Source organism: Pseudomonas sp. Irchel 3H7 (genome assembly GCF_900187605.1).
GTDB lineage: Bacteria > Pseudomonadota > Gammaproteobacteria > Pseudomonadales > Pseudomonadaceae > Aquipseudomonas.
The window spans coordinates 35,837-59,131 of the sequence record NZ_FYEA01000007.1; the positions used below are offsets into that span (position 1 = coordinate 35,837).

Annotated in this window: 23 protein-coding genes; 12 read left to right on the top strand and 11 right to left on the bottom strand. The window is 59.9% G+C overall.

Annotated elements, in window-relative coordinates; all coding sequences use genetic code 11:
• Positions 1-75: 75 nt before the first annotated feature.
• The gene (locus CKW38_RS14490) at positions 76-726 is read right to left on the bottom strand and encodes a hypothetical protein (protein ID WP_007911722.1); all 651 of its coding nucleotides are present in this window, start codon (positions 724-726) and stop codon (positions 76-78) included.
• Positions 727-1,095: 369 nt separating this feature from the next.
• Here CKW38_RS14490 and coxB point away from each other — a divergent pair, with 369 nt between their 5' ends.
• The 4 genes from coxB (at position 1,096) to CKW38_RS14510 (ending at position 5,473) form a co-directional block, all read left to right on the top strand.
• Positions 1,096-2,223, top strand: a complete 1,128-nt coding sequence (gene coxB / locus CKW38_RS14495; protein WP_095113099.1) for a cytochrome c oxidase subunit II — start codon at positions 1,096-1,098, stop codon at positions 2,221-2,223.
• Positions 2,224-2,305: 82 nt separating this feature from the next.
• Positions 2,306-3,892: a cytochrome c oxidase subunit I gene (ctaD, locus tag CKW38_RS14500; RefSeq protein ID WP_007911725.1), complete on the top strand. Its 1,587-nt coding sequence runs from the start codon at positions 2,306-2,308 to the stop codon at positions 3,890-3,892.
• 116 nt (positions 3,893-4,008) lie between these two features.
• A complete protein-coding gene (locus CKW38_RS14505; protein ID WP_007911727.1) occupies positions 4,009-4,560 on the top strand; it encodes a cytochrome c oxidase assembly protein in 552 nt (183 codons plus the stop codon).
• A 25-nt stretch (positions 4,561-4,585) separates the two neighbouring features.
• A complete protein-coding gene (locus CKW38_RS14510) occupies positions 4,586-5,473 on the top strand; it encodes a cytochrome c oxidase subunit 3 (protein ID WP_007911729.1) in 888 nt (295 codons plus the stop codon).
• Positions 5,474-5,482: 9 nt separating this feature from the next.
• Here the strand turns inward: CKW38_RS14510 and CKW38_RS14515 are convergent, their stop codons facing one another.
• Positions 5,483-5,686 carry a twin transmembrane helix small protein gene (locus CKW38_RS14515; RefSeq protein ID WP_007911731.1) on the bottom strand — a complete coding sequence of 68 codons (204 nt, stop codon included), beginning with the start codon at positions 5,684-5,686 and terminating at the stop codon, positions 5,483-5,485.
• A gap of 71 nt (positions 5,687-5,757) precedes the next feature.
• On the opposite strand from CKW38_RS14515, the gene CKW38_RS14520 reads away from it, so the two are divergent.
• The 5 genes from CKW38_RS14520 to CKW38_RS14540 are packed head-to-tail and all read left to right on the top strand — an operon-like array spanning position 5,758 to position 9,666.
• Positions 5,758-6,498: an SURF1 family protein gene (locus tag CKW38_RS14520; protein WP_095113100.1), complete on the top strand. Its 741-nt coding sequence runs from the start codon at positions 5,758-5,760 to the stop codon at positions 6,496-6,498.
• Positions 6,464-7,057 carry a hypothetical protein gene (locus CKW38_RS14525; RefSeq protein ID WP_007911735.1) on the top strand — a complete coding sequence of 198 codons (594 nt, stop codon included), beginning with the start codon at positions 6,464-6,466 and terminating at the stop codon, positions 7,055-7,057. The genes CKW38_RS14520 and CKW38_RS14525 overlap by 35 nt, the downstream gene beginning before the upstream one ends.
• Before the next feature lie 10 nt (positions 7,058-7,067).
• Positions 7,068-8,147 (top strand): heme A synthase, encoded by a 1,080-nt coding sequence (locus CKW38_RS14530; RefSeq protein ID WP_095113101.1) that lies wholly within the window; start codon positions 7,068-7,070, stop codon positions 8,145-8,147.
• The gene (gene cyoE, locus CKW38_RS14535; RefSeq protein ID WP_077575206.1) at positions 8,135-9,034 is read left to right on the top strand and encodes a heme o synthase; all 900 of its coding nucleotides are present in this window, start codon (positions 8,135-8,137) and stop codon (positions 9,032-9,034) included. Before CKW38_RS14530 ends, cyoE begins: the two co-directional genes overlap by 13 nt.
• The gene (locus tag CKW38_RS14540; RefSeq protein WP_095113102.1) at positions 9,031-9,666 is read left to right on the top strand and encodes an SCO family protein; all 636 of its coding nucleotides are present in this window, start codon (positions 9,031-9,033) and stop codon (positions 9,664-9,666) included. The genes cyoE and CKW38_RS14540 overlap by 4 nt, the downstream gene beginning before the upstream one ends.
• Before the next feature lie 278 nt (positions 9,667-9,944).
• On the opposite strand, the gene CKW38_RS14550 is transcribed toward CKW38_RS14540, so the two are convergent.
• The 3 genes from CKW38_RS14550 to CKW38_RS14560 all read right to left on the bottom strand — a co-directional run bounded on the left by CKW38_RS14550 (position 9,945) and on the right by CKW38_RS14560 (position 12,515).
• On the bottom strand, positions 9,945-10,715 hold the full coding sequence (locus CKW38_RS14550; RefSeq protein ID WP_095113104.1) for a MetQ/NlpA family ABC transporter substrate-binding protein: 771 nt from the start codon (positions 10,713-10,715) through the stop codon (positions 9,945-9,947).
• Between the two features lie 76 nt (positions 10,716-10,791).
• Positions 10,792-11,502 carry a methionine ABC transporter permease gene (locus CKW38_RS14555; RefSeq protein WP_172680176.1) on the bottom strand — a complete coding sequence of 237 codons (711 nt, stop codon included), beginning with the start codon at positions 11,500-11,502 and terminating at the stop codon, positions 10,792-10,794.
• A 5-nt stretch (positions 11,503-11,507) separates the two neighbouring features.
• Positions 11,508-12,515 (bottom strand): methionine ABC transporter ATP-binding protein, encoded by a 1,008-nt coding sequence (locus tag CKW38_RS14560; protein ID WP_007911748.1) that lies wholly within the window; start codon positions 12,513-12,515, stop codon positions 11,508-11,510.
• Between the two features lie 260 nt (positions 12,516-12,775).
• Between CKW38_RS14560 and katE the strand changes: the two genes are divergently transcribed.
• The gene (gene katE, locus CKW38_RS14565) at positions 12,776-14,917 is read left to right on the top strand and encodes a catalase HPII (RefSeq protein ID WP_095113239.1); all 2,142 of its coding nucleotides are present in this window, start codon (positions 12,776-12,778) and stop codon (positions 14,915-14,917) included.
• Between the two features lie 82 nt (positions 14,918-14,999).
• Here katE and CKW38_RS14570 read toward each other — a convergent pair whose 3' ends face one another.
• From CKW38_RS14570 to CKW38_RS14585, 4 genes are read right to left on the bottom strand one after another with little or no spacing between them, the layout of a single operon-like run.
• Complete coding sequence (locus CKW38_RS14570; RefSeq protein ID WP_095113105.1) at positions 15,000-15,713, bottom strand: PA5502 family lipoprotein; 714 nt, start codon at positions 15,711-15,713, stop codon at positions 15,000-15,002.
• A 37-nt stretch (positions 15,714-15,750) separates the two neighbouring features.
• Positions 15,751-16,539, bottom strand: coding sequence for a zinc ABC transporter permease subunit ZnuB (znuB, locus tag CKW38_RS14575; RefSeq protein WP_007911758.1), 789 nt, complete (start codon positions 16,537-16,539; stop codon positions 15,751-15,753).
• A complete protein-coding gene (znuC, locus tag CKW38_RS14580) occupies positions 16,532-17,317 on the bottom strand; it encodes a zinc ABC transporter ATP-binding protein ZnuC (RefSeq protein ID WP_007911759.1) in 786 nt (261 codons plus the stop codon). The genes znuB and znuC overlap by 8 nt, the downstream gene beginning before the upstream one ends.
• Positions 17,317-17,799, bottom strand: coding sequence for a Fur family transcriptional regulator (locus CKW38_RS14585; protein ID WP_007911760.1), 483 nt, complete (start codon positions 17,797-17,799; stop codon positions 17,317-17,319). Before CKW38_RS14585 ends, znuC begins: the two co-directional genes overlap by 1 nt.
• A 66-nt stretch (positions 17,800-17,865) precedes the next feature.
• Here CKW38_RS14585 and CKW38_RS14590 point away from each other — a divergent pair, with 66 nt between their 5' ends.
• On the top strand, positions 17,866-18,786 hold the full coding sequence (locus CKW38_RS14590) for a zinc ABC transporter substrate-binding protein ZnuA (protein WP_095113240.1): 921 nt from the start codon (positions 17,866-17,868) through the stop codon (positions 18,784-18,786).
• A gap of 105 nt (positions 18,787-18,891) precedes the next feature.
• Here CKW38_RS14590 and CKW38_RS14595 read toward each other — a convergent pair whose 3' ends face one another.
• The gene (locus CKW38_RS14595) at positions 18,892-19,845 is read right to left on the bottom strand and encodes a homoserine kinase (RefSeq protein ID WP_095113106.1); all 954 of its coding nucleotides are present in this window, start codon (positions 19,843-19,845) and stop codon (positions 18,892-18,894) included.
• Between the two features lie 61 nt (positions 19,846-19,906).
• Positions 19,907-20,203: a DUF2782 domain-containing protein gene (locus CKW38_RS14600; RefSeq protein ID WP_008081231.1), complete on the bottom strand. Its 297-nt coding sequence runs from the start codon at positions 20,201-20,203 to the stop codon at positions 19,907-19,909.
• A 74-nt stretch (positions 20,204-20,277) separates the two neighbouring features.
• Here CKW38_RS14600 and polA point away from each other — a divergent pair, with 74 nt between their 5' ends.
• Complete coding sequence (gene polA / locus CKW38_RS14605; protein WP_007911765.1) at positions 20,278-23,082, top strand: DNA polymerase I; 2,805 nt, start codon at positions 20,278-20,280, stop codon at positions 23,080-23,082.
• Positions 23,083-23,295 lie beyond the last annotated feature (213 nt).

Below are 23,295 nucleotides of genomic sequence, written 5' to 3' on the forward strand. Positions count from 1 at the left end.
TCACTGACAATGCTGACTGATCCACCGCTATCGCTGGCAAGCCAGCTCCCACAGGTATTTGGGTGTCGCTCAGGATTACGCGGCAGGCTGGTCCAGTTCCAGGCCCACACCCAGTCGGCGGCTCATGCACGGCCAGCGTTTCCACGCGGCGCCGGTGTCCGGGCTGCTGAGTTTTTCGCGGTAGGCTTCTACCGATTCCAGCGCAAAACTTTCGTCGTTGAGCATTTCGTCGATCGCGTGATGCACCGCTTCGTCCAGTTGGTTGGCAAATTCCTCACCGATCAATTGGTGAGCAATCAAGTTGGCGACCGTCATGTCCAAGGGGATCAGTGGCTGGCCGAAATGCTTGATGTACAGGTCGTTGACCTCTTCGACAAAACGGTGCGCCAGATAGGCTTCATCCAGCAGGCTATCCAGGCCAACGTGCCCGGCCATGATGGCTGGCGGCTGGAGGAAATACTGCTCGGCGATTTTCAGCACCGGTTTGATCTGCGATTCGATTCCCGCTTCCCTGGCGACTTCATTGGCTGCATCCAGCAGGTCTGGCACTTCATCAATGTAGGCGGCGACAAAACGCGTCAGCACACCGTTGGCGTCGGCTTCCGGCAATTGGATCGCCGGGTGTAAATGAGGCAGCTTGCTCTCCAACTGACGGGTCAGCAGGCCGGTGTCTTTTTCGTGTTGTTGGGCTTTTTGGATCTGCTCGCGCAATGCGGCGGTGTTCATGAAAACTCCAGGAAACAAGGCAATGAAATAGGGAAGACATAAGTTAGCTGGCTTACGAAAAATGCTAAGACGCATTTGTCATAATTATTTCATCCTTGATGCGCCTGCGTTATATCGGTTTGCCACCACTCGTCTGCATCCTTCTCCATTCGTGCCCTTGAACGCAAGTACCGGCTGTTTCAGTTGATTTACGTGTGCACATTGCAATTTCCCGTCGCTGTCTATACTCGCCAGTGAATGGAGTTAGCTGATGACGCCCGACTGCACCCGCAGCAAGGCCCGGCGATTCAAGTTCGTAGTCTGATGCAGCCGCTCCCTTGCCGCAGGCGAAAGCCGGCGGGATAACAAGAACGATAAGGGGAACCCGCAATGATGCGACATCCACACGTCTGGATGGGCCTCCTGTTGTGGTCGATTTTCAGTCCCGCGCATGCCGCATGGACTGTGAATATGGCGCCTGGAGCGACTGAAATCAGTCACGCAGTATTCGACCTGCACATGACCATATTCTGGATCTGTGTGGTGATCGGGATCATCGTCTTCGGCGCCATGTTCTGGTCGATGATGGTGCACCGCCGTTCTACCGGGCAGGTCGCCGCAAAATTCCACGAAAGCACCACCGTCGAAATTCTCTGGACCGTCGTACCGTTCCTGATTCTGGTAGCGATGGCCGTGCCGGCGACCGCCACCCTGATCAAGATGTACGACACCAGTGAGCCGGATATCGATATCCAGATCACCGGTTATCAGTGGAAGTGGCACTACAAATACCTGGGTCAGGACGTCGAGTTCTTCAGCAATCTGGCCACCCCCGCTGAGCAGATCCACAACAAGGAAACCAAGGGCGAGCACTACTTGCTCGAGGTCGACAAGCCATTGGTGCTGCCGACCGGGGCCAAAGTGCGCTTCCTTGTGACTTCTGCCGACGTTATTCACTCCTGGTGGGTACCGGCCTTTGCGGTGAAACGCGATGCGATTCCGGGGTTCGTCAACGAGGCGTGGACGCGCATCGACAAGCCCGGCATTTACCGTGGCCAGTGCGCCGAACTGTGCGGCAAGGATCACGGCTTTATGCCGATCGTCGTTGAGGTCAAAGAGAAGGCCGACTACGACAAGTGGCTCGCCGAGCGCAAAGCCGAAGCCGTGCAACTCAAAGAGCTGACCAGCAAGGAATGGACCCTCGACGAACTCAAGGAACGTGGCGACAAGGTCTACCACACCACCTGCGTTGCCTGTCACCAGGCCGAAGGTCAGGGCCTGCCACCGATGTTCCCGGCGCTCAAAGGCTCCAAAATCGCCACCGGCCCGATCAAGGATCACCTGAGTATTGTCTTCCACGGCAAGCCCGGTACCGCCATGGCGGCGTTCGGCAAGCAGCTGTCGGAAGTCGATATCGCAGCGGTCGTGACCTACGAACGTAACGCCTGGGGCAACAACAAAGGCGACATGGTCACGCCAAAAGAAGTGCTGGAGCTGAAACAGGCGGAAAGCAAATGAGCCGGTCTATCGCGTACCTCGTGAACCGGCCGGGGCAACGCGCCCCGGCCCGCCCCGTCCACTCACGTAAAGGAGACCGGCCATGAGCGCTGTCATTGATGACCATGGTCATGCCGACCACGCCCACGGCCCCGCCAAAGGCCTGATGCGCTGGGTGCTGACCACCAACCACAAGGACATCGGCACGCTGTACCTGTGGTTTGCGTTCTCCATGTTCCTGCTCGGCGGCACGTTCGCGATGGTGATTCGCGCCGAACTGTTCCAGCCCGGATTGCAGATCGTCGAACCGGCGTTCTTCAACCAGATGACCACCATGCACGGTCTGGTGATGGTCTTCGGTGCGGTGATGCCGGCCTTCGTCGGCCTCGCCAACTGGATGATTCCGTTGATGATCGGCGCGCCGGACATGGCCCTGCCACGGATGAACAACTTCAGCTTCTGGCTGCTGCCGGCGGCGTTCCTGATCCTGGTGTCGACCCTGTTCACCCCCGGTGGCGGGCCGAACTTTGGCTGGACGTTCTACGCGCCGCTGTCGACGACCTACGCGCCGGAAAGCGTGACGTTCTTCATCTTCGCCATCCACTTGATGGGGATCAGTTCGATCATGGGCGCGATCAACGTGGTCGCGACCATCCTCAACCTGCGCGCCCCCGGCATGACCCTGATGAAAATGCCGCTGTTCGTCTGGACCTGGCTGATCACCGCGTTCCTGCTGATCGCGGTAATGCCGGTGCTGGCCGGGTGCGTGACGATGATGCTGATGGACATCCACTTCGGCACCAGTTTTTTCAGTGCTGCCGGTGGCGGTGACCCGGTGCTGTTCCAGCATGTGTTCTGGTTCTTCGGGCATCCCGAGGTGTACATCATGATCCTGCCGGCCTTCGGCGCGGTCAGCTCGATCATTCCGACCTTCTCGCGCAAGCCGCTGTTCGGCTATACCTCGATGGTCTACGCCACGGCGAGCATTGCGTTCCTGTCGTTCATTGTCTGGGCGCACCACATGTTCGTGGTCGGCATTCCGCTGGTGGGCGAGCTGTTCTTCATGTACGCCACGCTGCTGATCGCGGTGCCGACCGGGGTGAAGGTGTTCAACTGGGCCAGCACCATGTGGCAAGGCTCGCTGACCTTCGAAACGCCGATGCTGTTTGCCGTGGCGTTCGTGATCCTGTTCTCCATCGGCGGTTTCTCCGGACTGATGCTGGCCATCGCCCCGGCGGACTTCCAGTATCAAGACACCTACTTTGTGGTCGCGCACTTCCACTATGTGCTGGTGCCGGGGGCGATCTTCGGGATCTTCGCCTCGACCTACTACTGGCTGCCAAAATGGACCGGCCACATGTATGACGAAACCCTCGGCAAGCTGCATTTCTGGCTGTCGTTTGTCGGCATGAACCTGACCTTCTTCCCGATGCACTTCGTCGGTCTTGCGGGAATGCCGCGACGGATTCCGGACTACAACCTGCAGTTCGCCGACTTCAACATGGTCTCCTCGATTGGCGCGTTCATGTTCGGCGCGACGCAGATCTTCTTCCTGTTCATCGTGATCAAGACCATTCGCGGCGGTCCGCCAGCACCGGCCAAGCCTTGGGATGGTGCGGAAGGTCTGGAGTGGAGCGTGCCGTCACCGGCGCCTTATCACACCTTCACCACACCGCCGGAAGTGAAATGAAACGCCTGACTTTTGTAGGAGTGAGCCTGCTCGCGATGGCTGTGTGTCAGGCACACCGCGGTGGACCCATCGCGAGCAGGCTCACTCCTACAGGGTTTGGTGGGGAGGCATGAACCATGGCTGACTCGATCTCGCTGAAAAAACTCGTCACCCGTCTGCTCGGGGTGGTGGTGGCGATGTTTGTCTTCGGCTTTGCCCTGGTGCCGATCTACGACGTGATGTGCAAAGCCTTCGGCATCAATGGCAAGACCGGTGGGCAGTACGAGGGTGAGCAGGTGGTCGACACTTCGCGCCAGGTGCGCGTGCAATTCCTGTCGACCAACAACGTCGACATGCCGTGGGACTTTTATCCCAAGCATGACGAACTCACTGCCAACCCCGGCGCGGTCAACGAGATGATCTTCATCGCGCGCAATCCCACCGACAAACCGATGAGTGCGCAAGCCGTGCCGAGCATCGCGCCGAGCAACGCGGCGGCGTATTTCCACAAGACCGAATGCTTTTGTTTTACCCAGCAGGTGCTGCAACCCGGTCAGCAGATCGAGATGCCGGTGCGCTTCATTGTTGACCGCGACATGCCCAAGGATGTGAAGCACCTGACGCTGTCCTACACGCTGTTCGATATCACCGCCCGACATCCGCCGGTGGCTGTAAACACTGGCGGTTGAGCGTGCCCGATAAGGAGAACAATAAATGGCAACTCATGAGCACTATTACGTACCGGCCCAGAGCAAATGGCCGATCATCGCCACTTTCGGCATGGCCATTACCGTGTACGGCCTGGCCGTCTGGTTCAACGATCTGAAGGCGACGCGTCCGGAATCCCACGGCCCGTACATCTTTTTCGTTGGCAGCCTGTTGCTGGCGTACATGCTGTTCGGCTGGTTCGGTACGGTGATCAAGGAAAGCCGCGCAGGGCTCTACAGCGCGCAACTGGATCGCTCGTTCCGCTGGGGCATGAGTTGGTTCATCTTCTCTGAAGTGATGTTCTTCGTCGCCTTCTTCGGTGCGCTGTTTTATGTGCGCCACGTCTCCGGGCCGGCGCTCGGCGGTGAAGGCACCAAAGGCATCGCCCATATGCTGTGGCCGAACTTTCAGTTCACCTGGCCGCTACTGCACACGCCGGACCCGAAACTGTTCCCGCCGCCCAAGGACGTCATCAGCCCGTGGGGCCTGCCGCTGATCAACACGATCCTGCTGGTCAGCTCCAGCGTGACCATCACCATCGCCCACCATGCCTTGAAGAAGGGCCATCGCGGCGCGCTGAAAATCTGGCTGGCGATCACCGTGCTGCTCGGCTGCGCGTTTCTCGGTTTCCAGGCTGAGGAATACATTCACGCCTATCACGAACTGGGGCTGACCCTCGGTTCGGGCATTTATGGCGCGACGTTCTTCATGCTCACCGGTTTCCACGGCGCCCACGTGACCATCGGCACGATCATTCTGTTTGTGATGCTGATGCGCATCATGAAGGGCCACTTCGACAACGAGCACCAGTTCGGTTTCGAAGCGGCGAGCTGGTATTGGCACTTCGTCGACGTGGTCTGGATAGGCCTGTTTATCTTCGTTTACGTGCTCTGAGGACCAGAGTTACCAAGGCGCATGCGATACCAGTTGGCCGCTGTAGAAACCCCAGGCGATCAAGCCGACGGTGGCGGCGGCCAATGCCACCCGAACACTCAAGGCGATGACCAGGCGATTCGAGCTGCTGTCGTCCTTGACCAGGAAAAACAGGCCGCTGAACAGGCTGATCACCGTGGCAATCAGCATCAGGACGATGGCTGTTTTGAGCATGGGAAGAACTCCGGGGGACAGGCGATGCAGTTGAGTATAGCGATCGCAACGACTGACTTTGTGGCGCAGCCATGAAGCGTTTTTGCCCGGGCGTGATACCGACTGTGGTGGTGGCGTTGCTGCTGCCGCTGCTGGTGTCGCTGGGCTTCTGGCAATTGAGCCGGGGCGCGGAGAAAACCGCCCTGCTCGCCAGTTACGCCGAACGCCGCGCGGCCGAACCGATGGCCAGCACTGAGTTGCTGAACAGCGCCGATCCGGCCTATCGCCGCGTGCATCTGCACGGTCAGTTCGATGCCGGGCACAGCTTGTTGCTGGATAACCGCCAGCGGAATGGCAAGGTTGGCGTCGAGTTGCTGCAACCGTTTCAGGATCAACGCAGCGGTCTGTGGCTGCTGGTCAATCGCGGCTGGTTGCCGTGGCCGGATCGCCGCGTGCCGCCACAATTCACTACGCCCACTGAAGCGTTGAATGTGGATGCCTGGGTCTACGTCGCCCCCGGCGCTACTTTCCAGTTGCACGCCGATCCGGTCAGCAGCACCTGGCCGCAAACCATCACTGCCGTCGAACCCACCAAGCTGTGGAAAACCCTGGATCGCGACGGCTTCGCCTACGAATTACGCGCCGAACCCGGCCCGGCCAGCTACGAGGCCGATTGGCCGGTGGTTGCCATGGGCCCGGAAAAACACCTCGGTTACGCCGTGCAGTGGTTCGCCATGGCCACCGCCCTGCTCGGCCTCTACGTCTATTTGGGCTTGCACAACGCAAAGGAGAACCACCATGGGAACGGCCATGAATCCACCCAGCATGTCTGAGGCGAAACCTGCCGCCACCCGTCGGCGCGGACGCATTCAATTGCTGCTGATTGTGCTCGGCGTGATCGGGCCGATGGTGCTCGCCACGGGTATGTACAAATTGCAGTTCTGGGTACCGGAAGGTCGCAGCTATCACGGCGAACTGATCGGCAACGGCCAGACCCGCGCCGACCTCGGCGTGCAGGCCAACGAGGAGCGCTGGCAGATCCTGGTCACCGCGCCGAAGGATTGCGCGGTGGATTGCCAGCAACTGGTGTATCTGGCGCGGCAGATCCAGATCGGCCTCGGTCGCGACGCCGGCCGCGCCAGCCACGCCCTCGCCGTTGCGCAACCGGTCAGCACTGATTACGACGCCAAGCTGACCCGCGAATATCCACAGCTGCAACGCTACCCGCTGGACGCCGCTGTGTTCAGTAAAACCACTGGCGACAAAGCCACGCCGCAACTGTGGATCATCGACCCGCACGGCAACCTCGTGCTGCGTTACGAGCCGAATGTGAAGGGCAAGGATCTGCTCAACGACCTGCGTCATCTGCTGAAACTGTCGAACATCGGATAAGGGCATCGTCATGGCCAAACCTGGATTTCGCCTCGCGCTGTTTGCCACCCTGCTGGCCCTGATTGTGGTGCTGCTCGGCGCCTATACGCGCCTGACCCACGCCGGCCTCGGCTGTCCGGACTGGCCAGGCTGCTACGGCTTTATCAGCGTGCCGAAAAGCGAAGCCCAACTGGCCCATGCCGAACTGCATTACCCGGACTCGCCGGTGGAGGCGCACAAGGGCTGGAACGAGATGATCCACCGCTACTTTGCCGGCACCCTCGGCCTGCTGATTTCGATACTGGCCGGGCGCGCCTGGGTCAATCGTCGTCATCCGGGGCAACCGCTGAAGCTGCCGCTGTTCCTGCTGGCGGTGGTGTTTGCGCAAGCGGCGTTCGGCATGTGGACGGTGACGCTCAAACTCTGGCCGCAAGTGGTCACCGGGCATTTGCTCGGCGGTTTTGCGACGTTGAGTTTGCTGTTTTTGCTGACGTTGAGACTGTCCGGCGTGCTACCGGCGCTGACCGTGCCCAAGCGTTTGCAGTATTGGGCGACGGCGGGATTGTTGTTGGTGATTGGTCAGATTGCGCTGGGAGGCTGGGTCAGCTCCAACTACGCGGCAGTGGCGTGCATCGACTTTCCGACCTGCCATGGGCAATGGCTGCCGCCGGCGGATTTCGCCAATGGTTTTCACCTGACCCAACACATCGGCCCGAACTATCTCGGTGGGCAACTCGACAGTGATGCGCGCACGGCGATTCACCTGACTCATCGTATTGGTGCGCTGTTGGTGACGTTGGTGCTGCTCGGTCTGGCCTGGCAACTGAAAGTGGTCGGCATGACGCGGCTGGCCGGCCTCGTGCTGATCGCCCTCGCCGCACAGATCACCCTCGGCATCAGCAACGTGTTGTTCCATCTGCCGCTGCCGGTGGCGGTTGCGCATAACGCCGGCGGTGCGGCGCTGTTGCTGACCATGGTGCTGGTCAATTACCACGCGCGCACCAGTCTGGTTCGGGTCAAACAACCGGTGCTCGCGCGCTGGCGCTTGAGCCCGCGTAAACACGCGGCCGCGCCCATCACTATTAAAGGAGAAACGCCGTGGCGATTCTGATTGGCGAACGCCCGCATCAGGCGATCTGGCGTGATTATCTGGAACTGACCAAACCGAAAGTCGTGGTGCTGATGCTGATCACCTCGCTGGTCGGCATGTTCCTCGCGACCCGCGCCGGGGTGCCGTGGACGGTACTGGTGTTCGGTAATCTGGGCATTGCGTTGTGTGCCGGTGGCGCGGCGGCGGTCAACCATGTGGTGGATCGGCGCATCGATGCGGTGATGGCGCGCACGCACAAACGGCCGCTGGCTGAAGGCCGGGTTTCGCCGGCGGCGGCGCTGACGTTTGCGTTAGTGCTGGCGCTGCTCGGTCAGGCCTTGTTGCTGACGTTCACCAATCCGCTGACGGCTTGGCTGACCCTGGCTTCGCTGCTTGGTTATGCAGTGATCTACACCGGTTTCCTCAAACGTGCGACGCCGCAGAACATCGTCATCGGTGGTCTCGCCGGCGCCGCCCCACCACTGCTCGGCTGGACGGCTGCCACCGGTCACGTCAGCGCCGAACCGTTGTTGCTGGTGCTGATCATCTTCGCCTGGACCCCGCCGCACTTCTGGGCGCTGGCGATCCATCGCAAAGAGGAATATGCCAAGGCTGACATCCCGATGCTGCCGGTCACCCACGGCGAGCACTACACCAAGGTGCACATTCTGCTCTACACCTTCGCTCTGCTGGCGGTGAGTCTGCTGCCGTACGTGATTCACATGAGCGGCATGCTCTACCTGATTTGCGCGCTCGCCCTCGGCGCAAGGTTTCTGCAATGGGCCGTGGTGCTGTACCGTGGCACTCGGCCGCACGCGGCGATCAACACCTTCAAGTACTCTATCTGGTACTTGTTTCTGCTGTTCATCGCCCTGCTCGTAGACCACTACTTACTGTTGAACCTATGACTCGAACCCAGAAAACCGTCTTCATCCTCGTCGCCGTGATCGCGCTGATCCTGGGACTTACCGTCAACAAAGTGCTGAGCGGCAAGGGCCAGGGCGACCCGACTGCGTTGATCGACGCCGGCATTATTCTGCTGCCGCAGAGCCGCAATCTGCCGGACGTGACGATGACCGATCAGGACGGCAAGCCGGTGGCGATCAACGAGCTCAAAGGTAAGTGGAGTCTGCTGTTTTTCGGCTACACCTTCTGCCCGGACATCTGCCCGACCACCCTCGCCCAGTTGCGGCAAATCAAAAGTGAACTGCCCAAGGACGCTGTGGACAAGTTGCAGATCGTGCTGGTCAGCGTTGACCCGAACCGCGATAACCCGAAGCAGTTGAAACAGTACCTGGGTTACTTTGATCCGCAGTTTGTCGGCCTGACGCCGACCTCGATCGAAGAGCTGCAGAAGGTCGCGAATGCGGTGAGTATTCCGTTTATTCCGGCGGATACCAGTAAGCCGAATTACACCGTCGACCATAGCGGCAATCTGGCGGTGATCGGGCCGGATGGTACGCAGCGCGGGTTTATTCGAGCGCCGTTGAACAATGCCAAATTGGTTGTGCAGCTGCCGGTGATGCTTAACCGCAAATAAGAATACCGCCGATCCTTTGTAGGAGTGAGCCTGCTCGCGATGACGTCGGCACATCCAATATTGATGTGACAGCTATACCGCAATCGCGAGCAGGCTCACTCCTGCAGGGTCGATATTTCAAACAAAAAAGGGGACGCTCATAGCGTCCCCTTTTTCTTTGATCGTTCCCACGCTCTGCGTGGGAATGCCGCAAGGGACGCTCTGCGTCCCAGCGGACGCGGAGCGTCCGGGGATGCATGCCCACGCGGAGCATGGGCACGATCAAGCCGAAAGAGCGATCAGAACGCCGGCAATACCGCGCCTTTGTACTTCTCGGTAATGAATTTCTTCACTTCCGGGCTGTGCAGCGCAGCGGCCAGTTTCTGCATGGCGTCGCTGTCCTTGTTGTCCGCGCGGGACACAAGGATGTTCACGTACGGCGAGTCGTTACCTTCAATCACCAGCGCATCCTTGGACGGATCGAGCTTGGCTTCCAGCGCGTAGTTGGTGTTGATCAGCGCCAGATCGACCTGGGTCAGCACGCGCGGGATGGTCGCGGCTTCCAGTTCACGGATCTTCAGGTCTTTCGGGTTGGTCGCGATGTCTTTGACGGTCGACAGGATGTTGGTCGGATCCTTCAGCGTGATCACGCCAGCCTTGGCCAGCAGCAACAGGGCACGGCCGCCGTTGGTGGCGTCGTTCGGGATCACCACGTTGGCACCGCTTGGCAGATCCTTCAGATCCTTGAGCTTGCTCGAGTAAGCGCCCAGCGGTTCCAGGTGCACACCGGTCACGGCGACCAGGTTAGTACCCTTGGCCTTGTTGAACTCATCGAGGTACGGCTGGTGCTGGAAGAAGTTGGCGTCCAGGCGTTTTTCCGCGACCTGTACGTTCGGCTGAATGTAGTCGGTGAAGACCTTGACCTTCAGATCCACGCCTTCTTTGGCCAGCGCCGGTTTCACGAACTCGAGGATTTCTGCGTGCGGCACCGGAGTGGCGGCAACGGTCAGGGTTTCGGCGTGGGCCGAGAATGCTGCAACGGCAGCAAAAGCAGCGATCAGTTTTTTCATTCAGCTAACTCCTTATGAGGCGCCCGTCTGGCGCCTGCCAGCGAATGGCCGGCTCATCTGTTCAATACAAAACCGCTTATTTGCGCGAGAAATGCACGACCAAACGGTCGCCCACCATCTGCAGCACTTGCACCAGAATCAGCAGCAACACCACGGTGACGATCATCACGTCAGTCTGGAAACGCTGGTAGCCGAAACGGATCGCCAGGTCACCCAGACCACCGGCGCCGACCACACCGGCCATTGCCGTGTAGGAAACCAGTGTAATCGCCGTCACCGTAATCGCTGCATAGATGCCCGGACGGGCCTCTGGCAACAACGCGTTGAGAATGATCTGCCGCGTGGTCGCGCCCATGGCCTGGGTCGCTTCGATGATGCCGCGATCGACTTCACGCAGCGCGGTTTCCACCAGACGCGCGAAGAACGGCGTGGCACCCACCACCAGCGGCGGAATCGCACCGGCCACGCCCAGCGACGTGCCAGTGATCAGCACGGTGAGCGGGATCATCACGATCAACAGAATAATGAACGGCAGCGAACGCAGGATGTTCACTGCCAACGACATGATCGCGTAGAGAACGCGGTTTTCCAGCAACTGGCGCGGGCTGCAGAGAAACAGCAGCACGCCCAGCGGCAGGCCGAGCAACACGGTGAACAGCAGCGAGCCGCCGAGCATCATCATGGTGTCGTTGGTCGCCAGGCCGATTTCCAGCCAGTCGATGTTCTGGAAGAACAGCTTGATGGCTTCTATCGCAGCGTCGTAATTCTTGATTGCAGCGTCGAACATTTCCATTAACGCAGCACCTCCATGTGGACATCAGCGGCGGTGAAGCGGGCGAAGGCCGCTTCCATGTCGCCACCGGTGACGGCCAGGGTCAATTGCCCGTAGGGGATGTCTTTGATGCGGTCGATACGACCGGCGAGGATGCTGTAGTCGACCCCGGTTTCCCGGGCGACAGTACCGAGCAAAGGCGCGTAGGTCGCTTCGCCCTGGAAGGTCAGACGGACGATACGGCCCGGCACGTGCGCGAAATCATCACGCTGCTCGCCTTCATCGACCTGCTCGTCTTCCTGAACAAAACGCTTGGTGGTCGGGTGCTGCGGATGCAGGAACACATCGGCCACCGAGCCTTGCTCGACGATCACGCCAGCGTCCATCACCGCCACTTGATCGCAGACGCGACGAATCACGTCCATCTCGTGGGTAATCAGGACGATGGTCAGTTTCAGCTCGCGGTTGATCTCGGCCAGCAGTTGCAGCACCGAGGCCGTGGTCTGTGGGTCGAGGGCACTGGTGGCCTCGTCGCACAGCAGAATTTTCGGCTTGGTCGCCAGGGCGCGGGCGATGCCGACGCGCTGCTTCTGGCCGCCGGACAATTGCGCCGGGTACTTTTTGGCGTGGTCGGACAAACCGACGCGCGCCAGCAGTTCAGCCACACGCTGATTGATCTCGCTGGTCGATAATTCACCGGCCAGGGTCAGCGGCAACGCAACGTTGTCGGCGACGGTCTTGGAGGCCAACAGGTTGAAGTGCTGGAAGATCATCCCGACTTGCTGACGGAAACGGCGCAGGCCTTTGGCGTCGAGCGCGGTGACTTCTTCACCGTCGACGAAGATCTTGCCGCCGCTGGAATCTTCCAAGCGATTGATCAGACGCAGCAGAGTACTTTTTCCCGCACCGGAATGGCCGATCAGGCCGTAGACCTGACCGTTCTCAATCGAGAGACTGGTCGGGTGCAGCGCGGGAATGTCCTTACCGGCGACGCGGTAAGTCTTGTGGACGTTTTGAAACTCGATCACGTAGCGAACCTTGTGGGGCGCGTTAGAAAAGGATCAGCGGTTAGCCGGGCGCGCATTTTAGCCTGTCCGTATAGAGGTTCTTAGCATTTATTTCGCAATTAACCTTCGATTTGGCAATAACAAGATCAAAGGTCATAAAAAAGGAACGTCCAAAGCAGCCCATCAGTCACTAAGTAAGCGACTTGAAAACCCTGGGTGCCGTGCCCGGGAACCACTCAAGAGTCCCCGGCGAGCATCGGGGTCAACCGAGGAGTTTACGACTGATGAGCAAGAAGCCTACGACCGATAAAAGCCAGATGGCCGGAACCGATGCCCCGGATCGCGCCAACACCAACGCCAAACTCGACAGCCTGGAGAAGTTTCGCTCCGACGCCACCGGCCAGGCACTGCGCACCAACCAGGGCGTCAAGATTGCTGACAACCAGAACACCCTCAAGGCCGGCCCGCGCGGGCCGTCGCTGCTTGAAGACTTCATCATGCGTGAAAAAATCACGCACTTTGACCACGAACGCATCCCGGAGCGCATCGTCCACGCGCGCGGCACTGGCGCCCATGGTTTCTTTCAGGCTTACGAGAACCATTCGACGCTGACCAAGGCCGGTTTCCTACAGGATCCGGGGAAAAAGACCCCAGTGTTCGTACGCTTTTCCACCGTGCAGGGCCCGCGCGGTTCCGGCGATACCGTACGCGACGTGCGTGGCTTCGCGGTGAAGTTCTTCACCGATGAAGGCAACTTCGACCTGGTCGGCAACAACATGCCGGTCTTCTTCATTCAGGACGCGATCAAGTTTCCCGACTTCGTCCACGCGGTGAAACCTGAGCCGCACAATGAAATCCCTACCGGTGGCTCTGCCCACGATACCTTCTGGGACTTCGTCTCGCTGGTGCCGGAATCGGCGCACATGGTCATCTGGGCGATGTCCGACCGGGCGATCCCGAAAAGCCTGCGCAGCATGCAAGGCTTCGGCGTGCACACCTTCCGGCTGATCAACGCCGAGGGCAAATCGCGCTTCGTCAAATTCCACTGGCGCCCTACTGCCGGCACTTGCTCACTGGTGTGGGACGAGGCGCAAAAGCTCGCCGGCAAAGACACCGACTACCATCGCCGCGACCTCTGGGAAGCGATCGAGATGGGCGACTACCCTGAATGGGAACTCGGCGTGCAGATCATCGAGGAGGAAAACGAGCACGACTTCGATTTTGACATCCTCGACCCGACCAAGCTGATCCCCGAAGAAATCGTGCCGATCACGCCGCTGGGCAAAATGACCCTGAACCGCAACCCGGACAACTTCTTCGCCGAGACCGAGCAGGTCGCGTTCTGCCCTGGCCACATCGTGCCGGGCATCGACTTCTCCAATGACCCGTTGCTGCAAGGTCGGCTGTTTTCCTACACCGATACGCAAATCAGCCGACTCGGCGGGCCGAACTTTCACGAGCTGCCGATCAACCGCCCGGTCGCGCCGTTCCACAATGGCCAGCGCGATGCGCAACACCGCACGGTGATCGACAAGGGCCGCGCCTCTTATGAGCCAAACTCGATTGATGGTGGCTGGCCGAAAGAAACGCCGCCGGCCGCGCAGGACGGTGGGTTCGAAAGTTATCCAGAGCGCATCGACGCGAACAAGATCCGCCAGCGCAGCGAGTCGTTCAGCGATCACTTCTCTCAGGCAACGTTGTTCTTCAACAGCATGAGCGATCACGAGAAGGAGCACATCATTGCCGCTTACAGCTTCGAGCTGGGCAAGGTTGAGCGCGAGTTCATCCGTGCGCGAGAAGTGAACGAGATTCTGGCCAACATCGATCTGGAACTGGCCAAGCGTGTGGCGGCCAACCTGGGTCTGCCGGCACCGAGCAAAGGTACGGTGGATGTGCGCAAGGTGTCGTTCGATCACTCGCCGTCATTGAGCCAGGCTAATTTGCTGCCAGAGAACATCAAAACCCGAAAAGTCGCAATTCTTGCTGCGAACGGCGTTGATGGTGCAGCGATTGATGCGATGAAGAAGGCATTGGCGGCTGAAGGTGCGCACGCGAAATTGCTCGGCCCGACTTCGGCGCCGGTGAAAACTGCGGACGGAAAAATGTTGCCTGTGGATGCTTCGATGGAAGGAATGCCATCAGTAATCTTCGATGCGGTGTTCGTGCCGGGTGGCGCGGCGTCGGTCAAGGCATTGAGCGGCGACGGTGTGGCATTGCACTACGTGCTGGAGGCCTACAAGCATTTGAAGGCGATTGCGTTGCATGGAGAGGCCAAGCAATTGCAGGATCTGCTGAAGCTGGAGGCGGATGCCGGGTTGTTGCAAGGCAAGGATGTACCGGCGTTGACCAAGCCGTTCTTCGCGGCGATCGGGCAGCATCGGGTTTGGAATCGTGAGCCTAAGGCGAAAGCGATTCCAGCTTAAAAAGCAAAAGATCGCAGCCTTCGGCAGCTCCTACAGGGTGTACCTCAATTCCATGTAGGAGCTGCCGCAGGCAGCGATCTTTTTACGGTTTACGCGGACTCAAAACCATCTGCGCCGGCACCGTGCGCACGGTCTGCTTCTCAATCTTCAGATCAAAATCCGGATCGAGCTTCTTGACCCGCTTGGTCAGCAACGTCGCCAACCAAGGATAATCATCGGTCCGTGGCGCCTGAATCGTCACCCCACACTCATAATTCACCACATCAGCGGCGATCGCATCGAGTTGGCGACGAAGTTTGTGGCTATCGGTGATATTCAACGCAACCGTGGTGCTCTCGGCAGTCGGATCGATCACTTTGGCTTTCGGCTTGGCTTCGGCTGCCAACAGCGCCGCTTCAGCCTTTTCCAGTTCAGCCTTGCGCGCCTCGGTAATGGCGCCATTGACGCCACCGGTCAGCGCCGGGGCTTTCGGCATCAGCGCGCGGGCACGGCTCAACGCTGTGGCGGCCGCATTCACATCACCCTTCTGCAGCACGATCTGGCTGCGACGCAGATACGCTTCGGCAAGCTGCCGCTGGTATTGCTCAAGGGATTGATCGTTGGGGGTTTCTTTCTGCAAAGCAGCCAATTGATCTTCGGCAGTGGCCAGTTCGCTGCTGGCCAGGCTTTGCTCCAGCTGTGCGATGGCCGTAGCCCGCGCATCGGGGACTTCGGCCACCGGCGGCGTGCTTTGGCAGGCGCCGAGCAGCACTGAAAATGCGACAAGGAGCAGATAACGGGAGGCGAACGGCTTCATTCCTGCGACTCTCTATTTGCGCAAAAAGCGGCCAAGTCTACACCCCACGACGGGGCAGAACAAAACTCAACAGAAACAGTGCGGCCGCCGTCACAACGATTGACGGCCCGGCCGGGGTGTCCTTGAACCACGACAGCGCCAGCCCGCCACACACCGCGAGCATGCCCAGCAGGCTCGCGCCCAGTGCCATCTGCTCCGGCGAACGGGCGTGACGTTGTGCCGCAGCCGCCGGAATGATCAGCAGTGAAGTAATCAGCAACACACCGACGATTTTCATCGCCACCGCAATCACCACCGCAATCAACAGCATCAGCGCCATGCGCAGACCCGCCACCGGCAGGCCTTCGACCTTGGCCAGTTCTTCATGCACGGTGATCGCCAGCAATGGCCGCCACAGCGTCACCAGCAACACCAGCACCGCCGCGCTGCCGCCGAGGATCCACGCCAGATCGGTCGGGCTGATCGCCAGCAGGTCGCCGAACAGATAGGCCATCAGGTCAATCCGCACTTCATGCATGAAGCTTAGTACCACCAGGCCGAGAGAGAGCGTGCTCGGTGCGAGAATTCCCAAAAGCGTGTCAGACGCCAGCGGTTGACGCTGTTGCAGCGTGACCAGCAGCACCGCCAGCAGCAGGCATCCGACCGTCACTGCGACCGTCGGGCTGACATCCAGCAGAAAGCCCAACGCCACGCCGAGCAGCGCCGCGTGGGACAAGGTGTCGCCGAAATACGCCATGCGGCGCCAGACCACAAACGAACCCAACGGACCTGCAACGATCGCCAACGCCAGACCTGCAAGCAGGGCATACAACAGAAAATCAGCCATGCTTGCAGTTGTCTCCGTGAACGTGAGGTTGGCCAATAACCGGCCCTTTGACCACCGAACCGTGCAGGTCGTGAGCATGGTCGTGATGGTGGTGGTAGACCGCCAGGCTCTGCGCATTCTTGCCGAACAGCTCGACGAACGCAGGATCGCCGCTGACCTGCTCGGGATGCCCGGAGCAGCAGACGTGACGGTTGAGGCAGACCACCTGGTCGGTGGTGCTCATCACCAGATGCAGATCGTGGGACACCATCAACACGCCGCAGCCATGGCGATCGCGCAGACGGGTGATCAGGCTGTACAGCTCGGCCTGGCCAGCGACATCGACGCCTTGCACCGGCTCATCAAGCACCAGCAGTTCCGGTTCGCGCAGCAGCGCCCGAGCGAGTAGTACGCGCTGCATTTCGCCGCCGGAAACGCTTTGCACCGGGCTGTCGATAACGTGTTCGGCGCCGACTTCTTTCAACGCGGCCAGCGCACGCGGACGGTCAACGCCCGGCACCAGGCGCAGAAAGCGCAGCACCGAAAGTGGCAGTGTCGGATCGACGTGGAGTTTTTGCGGCATATAACCGACGCGCAGCTTCGGCTTGCGCCAGACGCTGCCGCTGTCCGGCTTCAACAGGCCCAGCACAGCACGCACCAGCGTGGTCTTGCCGGCGCCATTGGGGCCGATCAGGGTGACGATCTGCCCCGGCTCGACGCTCAGCTCAATGTTGTCCAGCACAGCCTGCCCGGCAAACGTGACGGCGACCTGCTCCAGACGGATCAGCGCATTGCTCATCAAGCCCCCTGGCAACCGGAGCACAGACCGACGACTTCGACGGTTTGCGCCTCGACGATGAAACCGACGTCCTTGGCGCTGTTGATGATCGCGTCGCTGATCACTTTTTGCTCAAGTTCAATGGCAGCGTGGCAATCGCGGCAAATCAGGAACTGGCCCTGATGCGCATGCTCCGGGTGCACGCAGCCAACGAAGGCGTTCAGCGAAGAAATACGATGCACGAGGCCGTTTTCCAAAAGGAAATCCAGCGCGCGGTACACGGTCGGCGGCGCGGCGCGGCGGCCGTCCTGCTCGCTGAGCACGGCGAGAATGTCGTAGGCGCCCAGCGGCTTGTGGCTTTGCCACACCAATTCCAGCACCCGGCGGCGCAACGCGGTCAGGCGCAAGCCTTTCTGGGCGCACAAGGTATCGGCCTCGGACAAAGCGCTGTGCACGCAATGAGAGTGGTCGTGGGGACGGCTGGCAATCGGTGTAATAGGCATGGGCGGCGACGAGTTTTGATAGAGACGTTATTATGTTACCCGTTCTCGCCTCCTTGAGTGGTCATCGTGTCCCGACTTTTTTCTGTTTTTGTGGCTTTTGTCGCCAGTTTTCTGCTGATCGGTTCGGCTCAGGCCGAGGTCAAAGTCCTCACCAGCATCAAACCGTTGCAGCTGATTGCAGCGGCCGTGCAGGACGGCGTAGCGATTCCCGAAGTGCTGCTGCCGCCGGGTGCTTCGCCACACAATTACGCGCTGCGACCATCCGACGTACGGAAGGTGCAATCGGTGGATCTGCTCTACTGGATCGGCCCGGACATGGAAGGTTTCCTGCCGCGCGTGCTGAATGGCCGGACACTGCCGAGCGTCGCCGTGCAGGACTTGCCGGGGATGCATCTGCGCCGTTTCGCTGAAGACAGCCATTCCCACGCCGAAGAGGCTGACGAGCATGATCACGATCATCGTCCCGGCACGCTGGATGCGCATTTGTGGCTATCGCCGGTGAACGCGCGGGTGATTGCCGACAAGATGGCCGCCGACCTCAGCGCCGTCGACCCGGCTAACGCCGAGCGTTATCAGAGCAATGCCAAGGCGTTTGATGAGCGTCTGGATGCACTGGATCAGCGTTTGAAAAAGCGTCTGGCCAGTGTTGAAGGCAAGCCTTACTTCGTCTTCCACGAGGCGTTTGATTATTTTGAAGAGGCTTACGGCCTGAAGCATGCCGGTGTGTTCAGCGTGGCTGCCGAAGTGCAGCCGGGCGCGCAACATGTCGCGGCGATGCGCAAGCGTTTGCAGGAAGTAGGCAAGACTTGTGTGTTCAGTGAACCGCCGTTGCGTCCGCGTTTGGCCGAAACATTGGTGGCTGGCCTGCCGGTGAAACTGGCTGAGCTGGATGCGTTGGGCGGGTACACCCCGGCGACGGCTCAGGGCTATGAGCAGGTGTTGGAAAAGTTGGGCAATGATTTGGCGGGATGCCTGGAATCTCTGTAACCCCATAGAAAAAGATCGCAGCCTTCGGCAGCTCCTACAGGGTGTACATCAATCCCATGTAGGAGCTGCCGAAGGCTCGGGCCGCGTTCGGACGATCTTTTGATCTTAAAGGGCGAAAGGCAACGGTGTGTGCACCTGCTGCCGCTGCGCCAAGCGCTGCTCAAACTCCTTGGGATCGTGAATCAACACGTCCTGCCCGGCAAACTGCTCCGCCGCGATCAACCGCGACAGCCAGAACCGCACACAGGCCACGCGCAACATCGTCGGCCACAACTCAGCCTCCGCCGCCGTGAACGGGCGCAACGCTGCATAAGCGCCAAGGAATGCGCGAGCACGCGGGCCATCGACCAAACCGTCCTCGTCCGAACACCAGTCGTTCAAGGCAATCGCCACGTCATAGAGCATCGGCCCCGAGCAGGCGTTGTAAAAATCGATCAGCCCGGTCAGGTGCGTGCCTTCAAACATCGCGTTGTCGCGAAACAGGTCGGCGTGAATGTTCGCCCGAGGCAGCGCGAGGATCTTGTCTTTACGCTCGGTGATTTCATCCAGGGCCTTCTGCAGCAAGGCACGCGGCTCATCGCTCAGGTGCGAGAGCAACTCGCTGCCCTCCTCCTGCATCCAGTCCAGGCCCCGATCGGTCTTGCGCTTGATCATGCGCTCGCCTTGGGTCGCCAGGTGCAGGTGCGCCTGCAACTCGCCAACCTGCACGCAATGCTGAGCATTGGCGACCTTGATGTGCTTGCCGGACAGGCGCGGTTGCAGCAGCGCCGGTTTACCTTTCAGCTCACGCAGCGCCACGCCGTCGGTGGTGCGCAGTGCGTACGGCACTGGCAAGTCGGCTTCGTGGAGCACGTCGAGCAGGTCGATGAAGAACGGCATCTCCTGCACCGGGCCGCGTTCGACCAGGGTCAGGACAAACTCGCCCTGCTCCAGGCTGATAAAGAAGTTGGTGTTTTCGCTGCCGGCGGCGATCCCCTGGAAATCAAGCAGACGGCCAAGCCCGTAAGGGGCGAGAAAGGTTTCCAGCTCGGGCCGAGCCAGGGGAGTGAACACAGACATGGTTAAAAACTGCTCAGTTCAGGCGTCGCGGTCAGGCGACGCCGATTAAAAGTCGGGAATCTTACTTCCAGGTAAAGATTTCCCACGACGGAATCAGCATATCCGGCTGGTCGGAGCGGATGTAATTCGCGTCCGTGCCATCGGCGCGCACCAGGAAATAAGGTTTGCCACCCTTTGGCGTGACCTTGATCGCATAGACGAAGCCACTGCGACTGTATTCCTGGATGACCTTGTCACCTTCAGTGTGCGTGTTGATCGTAACTTCCGGCTCCGAAGCGGGCGCATCATCCGCCGCCATCGCGGCCAACGGTGAGGCAGCAATCAGACCGACCAGCAGCAAGCGATTTAACGTACGCATGATAACCTTGTCCCTTTGTCGTCAACGGTCCCGCTATTCTAGCGCCGGACCCGCCGAAAAGGTTGATCCTGCTCATGAGCCAAGCCCCCCTCGTCCTGGTGGACGGTTCGTCTTACCTGTATCGCGCGTTTCACGCGCTGCCACCACTGACCACCTCCAAAGGCCTGCCGACCGGTGCGGTCAAAGGCGTGTTGAACATGCTCAAGAGTCTGCGCAAGCAGTACCCGGACAGCCCGTTCGCCGTGGTGTTCGACGCCAAGGGTGGGACATTTCGCGATGAGATGTACGCCGAATACAAAGCCAACCGCCCAAGCATGCCCGATGATATGCGCGTGCAGATCGAGCCGCTGCACCAGAGCGTGATCGCCCTCGGTTTCCCGCTGCTGTGCGTGGAAGGCGTCGAGGCCGACGACGTGATCGGCACCCTTGCCCGCAGCAGCGCGGCGGCGGATCGTCCGGTGATCATCTCCACCGGCGACAAGGACATGGCGCAATTGGTCGACGGCCACATTACCTTGGTCAACACCATGTCCGGTAGTTCGATGGACGTGGAAGGCGTGAAGGAGAAATTCGGCGTCGCACCGGAGCAGATCATCGATTATCTGGCGCTGATGGGCGATTCGTCCGACAACATTCCGGGTGTGCCGGGCATTGGCCCGAAGACCGCTTCCGGCTTGCTGGTCGGGGTCAACGGCGGCCTTACCGAGCTGTACGCCAATCTCGACATCGTTCCGAGCCTGCCGATTCGCGGCGCGAAAACCCTGCCGGCCAAGCTCGAAGAGCACAAGGAGATGGCGTTCCTCTCCTATCAACTGGCGACCATCAAGGTCGACGTGCCGCTGGACGTCGAACTCGACGATCTGCAAATGGGCGCGGAAGACCCGGCCAAGCTCTACGAGCTGTACTCGCTGCTGGAATTCAAGAGCTGGATCAACGATCTGGATCGCGACGCCAAGCGTCTGGAGCTGAGCGCGGCCAGCGAGCCTGCACCGGCCGGCGATCTGTTCAGCGCGCCAGCAGCAGAAGCGCCTGCTGCTCCGACCGAAGCCGCGTATGAAACCATCCTCGATCAGGCGCGTTTCGACGTCTGGCTGGAAAAACTGAAGAACGCCAAACTGTTCGCCTTCGATACTGAAACCACCGGCATCGACGCGCAACAAGCGCAACTGGTCGGCCTGTCGTTCGCCGTGCAGGCCAACGAAGCCGCGTACATTCCGCTGACCCACTCCTACATCGGCGTGCCGGAGCAACTGGATCGCGACACCGTACTGCGCGCACTCAAGCCGATTCTGGAAGATCCGAGCAAGCTGAAGGTCGGCCAGCACGCCAAGTTCGATATGAATATTCTGGCCAACTGCGCCATCGGTGGTGATCAGAGCCAAGGCATCACCGTGCGCGGCATCGCCTTCGACACGATGCTTGAGTCCTACGTGCTCAATTCCACCGCGACCCGCCACGACATGGACAGCCTCGCGCAGAAGTACCTCGATCACACCACCGTAAGCTTCCAGGACATCGCCGGCAAAGGCGCCAAGCAGCTGACCTTCGACCAGATCGCCCTGGAGCAGGCCGGCCCTTACGCCGCCGAAGACGCCGACATCACCTTGCGTCTGCACCAGACGTTGTTCGAAAAACTCAGCGCGATCCCGAGTCTGGCCAGCGTCCTGACCGACATCGAAATTCCGCTGGTGCCGGTGCTGGCGCGCATCGAACGCCAAGGCGCGTTCGTTGACGCTGAGCTGCTCGGCATCCAGAGCATCGAGCTGGGCAACAAAATGGTTGCGCTGGAGCGCGAAGCGTTCGAAATCGCCGGGGAAGAATTCAACCTTGGCTCGCCGAAACAACTGGGCGTGATTCTCTACGAGAAACTTGGTCTTCCGGTGCTGAAGAAGACCGCCAAGGGTCAGCCGTCCACTGCTGAAGAAGTGTTGGCGAAGCTCGCTGAAGACGATCACCGCTTGCCGAAGGTGCTGATGGAGCACCGCTCGATGAGCAAGCTGAAAAGCACTTACACCGATCGCTTGCCGGAGCAGATCAACCCGCGCACCGGCCGTATTCACACCTCATATCATCAGGCTGTGGCGTCGACCGGGCGCTTGTCCTCCAGCGATCCGAACCTGCAGAACATTCCGGTGCGTACGGCTGAAGGTCGACGCATTCGTCAGGCGTTCGTCGCGCCGAAAGGCTACAAACTGCTGGCGGCAGACTATTCGCAGATCGAGCTGCGAATCATGGCGCACCTGTCCAAGGACGAAGGCCTGATGAATGCCTTCCGCAACAACCTGGACGTGCACACCGCCACCGCTGCCGAAGTGTTCAAGGTCGAACTCAACGAGGTGACCTCCGACCAGCGCCGTGGCGCCAAGGCGATCAACTTCGGTCTGATCTACGGCATGGGCGCACAGAAGCTCGGCAAGGACATCGGCGTCGACACCAAGACTGCCAAGGCTTACATCGACACCTACTTCGCCCGTTATCCGGGGGTTCGCGAGTACATGGAGCGCACCCGCGCGCAGGCGGCGGATCAGGGTTATGTCGAAACCTTCTTCGGTCGTCGCCTGTATCTGCCGGAAATCAACTCGAACAAGCCGCAGGAACGCGCTGCCGCCGAGCGCACGGCGATCAACGCGCCGATGCAGGGCACGGCCGCCGACATCATCAAGAAAGCCATGGTGGCAGTGGATAACTGGCTGGCGACGTCCGGGCTGGACGCCAGAGTCATTCTGCAGGTGCACGATGAACTGGTACTGGAGGTTCGCGAGGATCTGGTCGAACAAGTCAGTGCCGAGATCCGCGTACACATGAGCGAAGCGGCGAAACTGGATGTACCGCTGCTGGTCGAAGTGGGTGTGGGCAACAATTGGGATGAGGCTCACTGAGCCTTTTGAACACGGTTTGCCGCGACCTGTTGTCGCGGCAATGCCAGTAAAACCTGCTTATTTCAAAAAGCGCTTGGGATTATTCCAAAGCTTTTTGAAAAAAATCTGAACTAATCTGGAAGGTCACTACTCAGAGTTACTGAATGGCTGGTGAAGCCCTTCGATGCTCCTATGTTGTGTTAAGTGTTGGCAGATATCTGAACCCCGCCCTAG